Origin of the sequence: Micromonospora sp. NPDC051227 (assembly GCF_044455385.1) — a bacterium.
Classification (GTDB): Bacteria; Actinomycetota; Actinomycetes; order Mycobacteriales; family Micromonosporaceae; genus Micromonospora.
On the sequence record NZ_JBITET010000021.1, the window covers coordinates 63,450 to 70,221 of the forward strand.

General features: G+C 70.8%; 7 protein-coding genes and 1 riboswitch. Of the genes, 4 read left to right on the forward strand and 3 right to left on the reverse strand.

What is annotated here, in order from left to right; genetic code table 11:
• Positions 1 to 27: 27 nt before the first annotated feature.
• Complete coding sequence (locus tag ACIA47_RS31275) at positions 28 to 1,035, reverse strand: ABC transporter permease (RefSeq protein WP_091406814.1); 1,008 nt, start codon at positions 1,033 to 1,035, stop codon at positions 28 to 30.
• A gap of 318 nt (positions 1,036 to 1,353) precedes the next feature.
• Positions 1,354 to 2,232: an amidohydrolase family protein gene (locus ACIA47_RS31280; RefSeq protein WP_396711935.1), complete on the reverse strand. Its 879-nt coding sequence runs from the start codon at positions 2,230 to 2,232 to the stop codon at positions 1,354 to 1,356.
• Positions 2,233 to 2,547: 315 nt separating this feature from the next.
• Positions 2,548 to 2,626, forward strand: a riboswitch (cobalamin riboswitch).
• 58 nt (positions 2,627 to 2,684) lie between these two features.
• Between ACIA47_RS31280 and ACIA47_RS31285 the strand changes: the two genes are divergently transcribed.
• From ACIA47_RS31285 to ACIA47_RS31295, 3 genes are read left to right on the forward strand one after another with little or no spacing between them, the layout of a single operon-like run.
• The gene (locus tag ACIA47_RS31285; RefSeq protein WP_203117164.1) at positions 2,685 to 2,888 is read left to right on the forward strand and encodes a CbtB domain-containing protein; all 204 of its coding nucleotides are present in this window, start codon (positions 2,685 to 2,687) and stop codon (positions 2,886 to 2,888) included.
• Entirely contained in the window at positions 2,879 to 3,649 is a 771-nt protein-coding gene (locus tag ACIA47_RS31290) for a CbtA family protein (RefSeq protein WP_396711937.1), read from the forward strand. Before ACIA47_RS31285 ends, ACIA47_RS31290 begins: the two co-directional genes overlap by 10 nt.
• Complete coding sequence (locus tag ACIA47_RS31295) at positions 3,646 to 4,239, forward strand: histidine phosphatase family protein (RefSeq protein ID WP_396711939.1); 594 nt, start codon at positions 3,646 to 3,648, stop codon at positions 4,237 to 4,239. Before ACIA47_RS31290 ends, ACIA47_RS31295 begins: the two co-directional genes overlap by 4 nt.
• Before the next feature lie 69 nt (positions 4,240 to 4,308).
• Here the strand turns inward: ACIA47_RS31295 and ACIA47_RS31300 are convergent, their stop codons facing one another.
• A complete protein-coding gene (locus ACIA47_RS31300; RefSeq protein WP_396711941.1) occupies positions 4,309 to 5,811 on the reverse strand; it encodes an MFS transporter in 1,503 nt (500 codons plus the stop codon).
• 179 nt (positions 5,812 to 5,990) lie between these two features.
• Here ACIA47_RS31300 and ACIA47_RS31305 point away from each other — a divergent pair, with 179 nt between their 5' ends.
• Positions 5,991 to 6,623 (forward strand): TetR family transcriptional regulator, encoded by a 633-nt coding sequence (locus ACIA47_RS31305; RefSeq protein ID WP_258401705.1) that lies wholly within the window; start codon positions 5,991 to 5,993, stop codon positions 6,621 to 6,623.
• The last annotated feature ends 149 nt before the right edge of the window (positions 6,624 to 6,772 follow it).

A 6,772-nucleotide genomic window follows, 5' to 3' on the forward strand; every position in this document is an offset into this window, starting at 1 on the left:
CCTCGTTCGGACTCTCGGAATGGCATGTCAACCCCGTGATTCCAGCCGCCGGCGGCGGTACTGGTCGAAGTAGACGGCGGCCCAGATGATCACGCCGACGATCACCTGCTGGTAGTGGATGCTGATGTCGAGCAGGACGGCGCCGTTGCGGACCAGGGCGATGAGGAACGCGCCGATGATGGTCCCGACGATCCGGCCCTGCCCGCCGAACAGACTGGCTCCGCCGATGACGGCGGCGGCGATGACGTCGAGTTCCAGCGAGATCCCGTAGTTGGGCTGGCCGGAGTTGACCCGGGACGCGGCAATCATGCCGCCCAGCCCGACCAGCACGCCGGCCAGCACGTACACCCCGGTCAGGTGCCGCCCGACCCGGATGCCGGAGCGGCGGGCCGCCTCCAGATTGGAGCCCATCGCGTAGGTGTACTGACCGAAGCGGGTCTGGGAGAGCAGGAAGGCGACCCCGACTGCGACCAGGACGGTGATCACCACGGCGAACGGGATGCCGAGGATCTGCCCGTTGCCGAGCAGTTGGAAGGACCGGGGCAGGCCGTAGACGCCGACCGCTCCGGTGATGATGAAGACCAGGCCGCGACCCACGGACATCGTCCCCAACGTCGCGATGAACGGCGGAATCCGGGCCACCGTCACCAGCAGGCCGTTCAACAGCCCGGCCAGCGCGCCGACGCCGATCGCGACCGCCGTCGCCGCCCAGAGCGAGAAGCCGAGGTCGCGCACGACCATCGCGCCCAACACGCCGGCCAGCGCCGCGACCGACCCCACGGACAGGTCGATGCCCTTCGTGATGATGACCATCGTCTGGGCCGTGGCGATGATGGCGATCACCGCCGTCTGGGCCCCGATGTTGAAGAGGTTGTCCGCTGTCAGGAAGTAGGGACTCGCGAAGGTCAAGGCGATGAACAGGACGACCAGCGCGGTCGCGGCGGTGAATTCGGAGACGGCGTGGGAGATCCGTTCCCGGAACCAGTCGCTGAGTTCGCCGCGCTGCGTGCCGGCGGTTGCCTCGGCGCTACTCATCGTCGGACCTGACCTCCCCAAGCGCGGCGTCGGCGTCCGACGGGGAACCGCCGACGAGCCGAACGCCTGTGAGCGACCGACCCCCTCGGACAGTGGTGCGGCTAGACGGCCACACATCCCCTGGAGATAGGTCGGATGTTTCCCACGACCAGGCGTTACCTTGCCACGCATTCACGTATGTTGCCAAGGTCTTGCGAGCATGTTTGCCATCGTTACTTACACCGTCGAAGGCATACGTCCGACCAAATCGACATCACCGCCGCCGTTAGCATGTTATCGATAACATGCTATGTTCCCAGTTGGGAAGGCACTGCCGTCTCAGGACGGGGCCAGCCGGAAGACCCGGCTGGCGGTCTGGCGCCAGATCGCGGTCCGCTCGTCGTCGGACAGCGGGTCCAGCAGGTCACCGAGGACGGTGACCCAGCGGGTGTACGAGGTGGCGAGCAGGCACACCGGCCAGTCCGAGCCGAACATCAGCCGGTCCGGCCCGAACACGTCCAAAGCGTGCTCGACTGCGGGCCGCAGGTCGGCCGTCGTCCAGGGCCCGCCGTCCACCTCGGTCACCAGGCCGGAGAGCTTCGCCGTCGTGTTGGGCTCGGCCGCCAGCGCCCGCAGGTCGCGCTGCCAGTCACCGAGATCGGCGCGCCCGAGCGGGGGCCTGCCGAGGTGGTCCAGGACGAACCGCACCTGGGGCAGGTCGCGGACGAGCCGGGCGACCGCCGGCAGCTGACGATGGCGCACGAGAAGGTCGAAGGCGAGGCCGGCGGCACCGACCGCGGCGATGCCGTACCGCACGTCGGGACGGTCGAGATAGGTCGGGTCCGATTCGGACTGGACCAGGTGGCGGATCCCGACCAGCCTTTCGCCGCCGCGGGCCCTGCGTAGTCGGGCGAGGCGACGGTCGACATCGGCGGCGGCGAGGTCGACCCAGCCGACAACCCCGGCGATGAGGGGATCGTCGGCCGCGATGCCGAGCAGCTCGGGCGTCTCCGACCGAACGGCGACGGACTGGACGACCACGGTCTGGGTGACCCCGGCGGCCCGGGTCGCCGGGGCGAGCTCGACCGGCGTGAAGTCGTCGTCGATCGCGGCCATGGTGCGCGGATCGATCCAGGGCTGCGGGTGCCGCGCCCGGACCCAGAGGTGATGGTGCGCGTCGACGATGCCCGGTCGTCGCGCGACCTCGCCGGTCGTCACCGGACCCGTCCTGGCGCGTTCTCGTCCACCGCACACCCCGCCCAGCCGCTGATCGAGCCCTCCGAATCAACCCGGAGCCACAGAGTCGATCTGGCAGGTTGACCATGTTAGCGGTAACAGACTGTTGTTGAGCCCCGGAACGCGCGCCACGACCGGCTTCCGGCAGTGTCGCCTTTTGGTCTGACGAATCCACTGGCACCTGCGGCTGGTCCGCTTGTTGACGTACCAGTATCCGGACACGTCGGGGCGCGAAGTCCGGGTTGACCGCCTGAGGCGGCACCGATACCGTCGACCCACTATCTGCGGCGACGCGAGGGAAGCCGGTGTGAATCCGGCGCGGTCGCGCCACTGTGAGCGGTCCCCAACCACAACCGGGGGCCGCGAGCCAGGACGCTCGGTCGTCCGCAGCCTTGCGATGGGGACGCGTCATCCCTGGGGAGGTTCGTGTATTCATGTCTAGCTCCGCATCCAGCCAGCCGGTGGTGCATCCCGCTGGCAGTGCCCGTCTGCTGTGGACGGCTTTTGCGACCGTTGCCGTGCTCACCCTGCTGGCGTACCTCGTCGCCTTCGACCAGGGGGCGGTGTCGCGCAGCGGGATGTACCTGCACGAGCTGATGCACGACGGCCGGCACCTGCTGGGCGTCCCGTGCCACTGAACACCACCGCCGCTCCCCCGTTCCTCGCCGTCCTCGTCCGCGGGCTGCTCGCCGGCCTGATCGCCGGCCTGCTGGCCGGGGCGTTCGCGTACGTCGCCGGCGAACCGCACGTCGAGGCGGCCATCGCGATCGAGGAGGCGGCGACGCACGCCGATCCCGCCACTGGCGCGCACGATCACGAGGACGCCCTGGTCAGCCGGACGGGTCAGCGCGGCGGCCTGTTCCTGGCCACCGGCCTGTTCGGGGCCGCGATGGGTGGCCTGCTGGCCACGGCGTACGTCCTGCTGTCCCGGCGGCGGCGCGGCGACGACGACGGGCGGTCGGGCCTGCTGCTGGCCGGCGCGGCGCTGCTCGGCGCGGTGATCGTGCCGTTCCTCAAGTATCCGGCGAATCCGCCGGCGGTCGGCGACCCGGCCACCATCGACCAACGGACCGTCACCTACCTATTGATGGTGGTGCTCGGGCTGGTGGCCGTGTGGGCCGGCTCGCTGGGCTACCGGTCGGTCGGCGCCCAGGCGCCGCCGTGGCTGCGCGCCGCCGCGGCCGTGGGCGGGTTCCTGCTGGTCACGGCAGTTTCGTACGTGGTGATGCCGTCCTTCCAGGAGGTTCCGGCGGACTTCCCGGCGAACCTGCTGTGGAGTTTCCGACTGGCCTCGCTCGGCACCCAGGTCGTGCTCTGGACCGGCATCGGCCTGCTGTTCGCGGCCCTGATGCACCACGAGCGGCGTCGCCGGGCCGCCACCGCACTGCCGAGCACGTGACCGGCACCAGCCTCCGGCTGGTCGCCCACGGTCACACCGCCGCTCTGCGCCGGGCTCGCTTCGGCACCGACGACGGCCTGGACGAGGGTGGCCTGCGTGCCGCACTCGCCCAGGCCCAGGCGGGCGCAGACCGGCGCGGGCCCCTCGGCGTGCACGCCACCTGCCTGTCCAGCCCCGCGGTGGCCGCCCGACAGACCGCTGACGCCTTCGGCCTGCTGCCGGCGATCGAGACCGCGTTGGCCGACTGTGACTACGGGGCCTGGTCCGGGCGATCGCTTGAGGAGATCGCTGAATCGCAGCCGCAGGCGCTGCACGACTGGCTGTCCGCACCGGAGTCCGCGCCGCACGGCGGTGAGTCCGTCTCGGCCGTGCGGGATCGGGTCGGCAGCTGGCTGGACGAGCAGCAGGAATCCGGTGGACGCGTCATCGCGGTCACCCACCCACTGGTGATCCGGGTCGCGGTGGTACACGCCCTCGGTCTTCCGATGGCGACCTACCGGCAGGTGGACGTGGAGCCCCTGGCGGTCGTCCGGCTCACCAGCCGGGGCGCGCGCTGGCAGCTCCGGCTGGGCGCGCCGCGAGCAGGTTGAGGTCGCGCGGGCCGCGCCCACCAGGAGTGGACACGGCCCGCGCGAATCAGGCGACCGTCAGCCGCCTGCTCAGTGGTGCCGGTGGGGCAGGTGCAGCTCGACCGGCTCGGGCGGAAGGTCGTCGACACCGGCGGCGACGGCCTGTTCGTGACGGCGACGCGCCGAGGGCAGGGCGAGTGCCGCGAAGACGGCCAGGACCGCGACGCCCGCGCACACCCAGAAGCCGGCGGTGAACGCCGCGTCGGTGGGCAGCCCCGTAGGGGTGCTGTTCGACGTGATGACGGCCGCCACGACCGCCGCGCCGATGCTGCTGCCGATGGTCCGCGCGATGGTGTTGACGCCGCTCGCCTCGCCGGTCTGCCCGGCCGGGACGCTCTCGATGATGGCGTTGGACATCGCCGCGAACGCCAGGCCGATGCCGGCGCCGGTGAGCACCCCGGAGAGCAGCACCTGCCAGGTCGCGCCGTGCGCGAGCGCCGGCAGCGCGAATGCGACGACGACCGCGACCGTGCCGAGGAACATCGGAACCTTGGGACCGAAGCGACGGTCCAGCAGGCCCGCGAGGGGACCGAAGACCACCATCATCAGGACGGTGGGCAGCAGGAACAGGCCCGCCTGGGACACCGTCTTGCCGAACCCGTACCCGGTGGCTGCGGGAAGTTGCAGCAGGGTCGGTACCAGCACGAACGTCCCGAACATCGCGAACCCGAGGATCAGGGCGACGAGGTCGGTGGCCCAGACACCGCGAATCCGCATCAGGCGCATGTCGATGAGCGGCTCGCGTACACGTAGCTCGACCCGGACGAACACCACCATCGCGACCGCGCCGAGCAGGAACAGGCCGATGGTCTTCGGCTCGGTCCAGCCCCAGCCCTGCCCCTTGCTCACGGCCAGCAGCAGCGAGACCAGCGAGACCGACAGGATGGCCGCGCCGAGCATGTCGAGCCGCCCGGGCGTGCGGACCCGCGACTCGGGCATTCCGAAGATGGCTCCGAGCAGCGCGACGACGACGAGGACCAGCGGCAGCCAGAACAGCCAGTGCCACGACAGGTGCTCCACGATCGGGCCGGCGGCCACGATGCCGACACCGGCGCCGACCCCGAAGATCGCCGACAGCAGGCCGACGGTGACGCCGACCTTCTCCCGGGGCAGTTGGTCGCGGACGATGCCGATCGACAGCGGCAGGATCGCTCCGGCGGCTCCCTGTAGCGCCCGCGCGACGATCAGCACGGTCAGGTTGGGGGCCAGGGCGGCGAGCAGGGTGCCCGCGGCCAGGGCCGCGAGGACGCCGATGAGGACTCGACGCTTACCGACCATGTCACCGAGACGTCCGAGAATGGGCGTCAGCACCGAGGCGGCCAACAGGTACGCCGTGAGCACCCAGCTGATGTCTCCGGTCGAGACGCCCAGGTCCCTTCCGATGGTCGACAGCGCGGGCGCCACCAGCGACTGGAGCACCGCGAACGCCAGGCCGCCCAGCGACAGGTACAGCACCAGAAGCGTGCTGTTGGCGCGCGGGGCGGCGCCGGACGCGGAGCCGAGGCGGGTCGGCTCCTCGATGGTGTGGGTCATGGAATCCCCGAACTAGATGTAAACGTTTGCTGACTTAGCCAGTATGCGCAGCCCGGGACCCATGTCAACAGTCGTTTACGTCACCTTCGAGCCGCACCGGACGTTGCGGTCGACAGAAAGTCAACATATGTTTACTTACTAGCATCGACGCCGAGCCAGAGCGACAGAGAGGACGCGTCGTGACAGCAGAACCGCCTGTCCCCGCGACCAGCAACACCGCCGGCGAACCGGCCCAGCGTCGCCGTCGGGACGCGGCCGAGACCCGGCAGTTGCTGCTCGACGCCGCTCGCCAACGCTTCGCGCGGGACGGCTACGCGGCCACCACTGTCCGGGACATCGCCGACGACGCGGGCGTCAACGTGGCGCTCATCAGCCGCTACTTCACGTCCAAGGAGGGCCTGTTCGAGGCGTGCCTGCGGGCGGCCGGCGACGAGCTGCGCCGAACCACCGGCCAGACGCCGGCCGACCGGGTGCCCGAGGCCATCGCCCGGCACATCGCCGACCTCGGCGCGGCGGGCCTGTCGAGCCAGCTGTCACTGCTGTTGCGATCATCGGGGGACGCGGGGGCCGATGAGATCCGGCGCGGCGTTCTGGTGCGTTCCAGCGAACAACTGGCGGCGGCTCGCGGGTGGCGTCCCGGCGAACCGGGCAGCGAACAGCTCCTGCTCCGCGCCCAGATGGCCCTCGCCGCCGGCATCGGAGTCGCGGTGCTGCGGTCGTCGATCCGGCTGGAACCGCTGAGTTCCGCCACCGAACAGGACCTGGTCGGGCCCCTGCGCGACCTGGTCGACGCGCTGCTGCCACCGCACTGAAACTTGATCTCTGCGATGCGGCGTGGGGGGGGGCCGGGTAAACGCCCCCCCCCCCCCGGGGGGGGGGGCCCCCCCCGGGGGGAGGCCGGGGAGGGGGAAAGGGGGGGCCCCAAAATGGACCCCGGAGGGGCCGAGAACCTGGAGGGGGT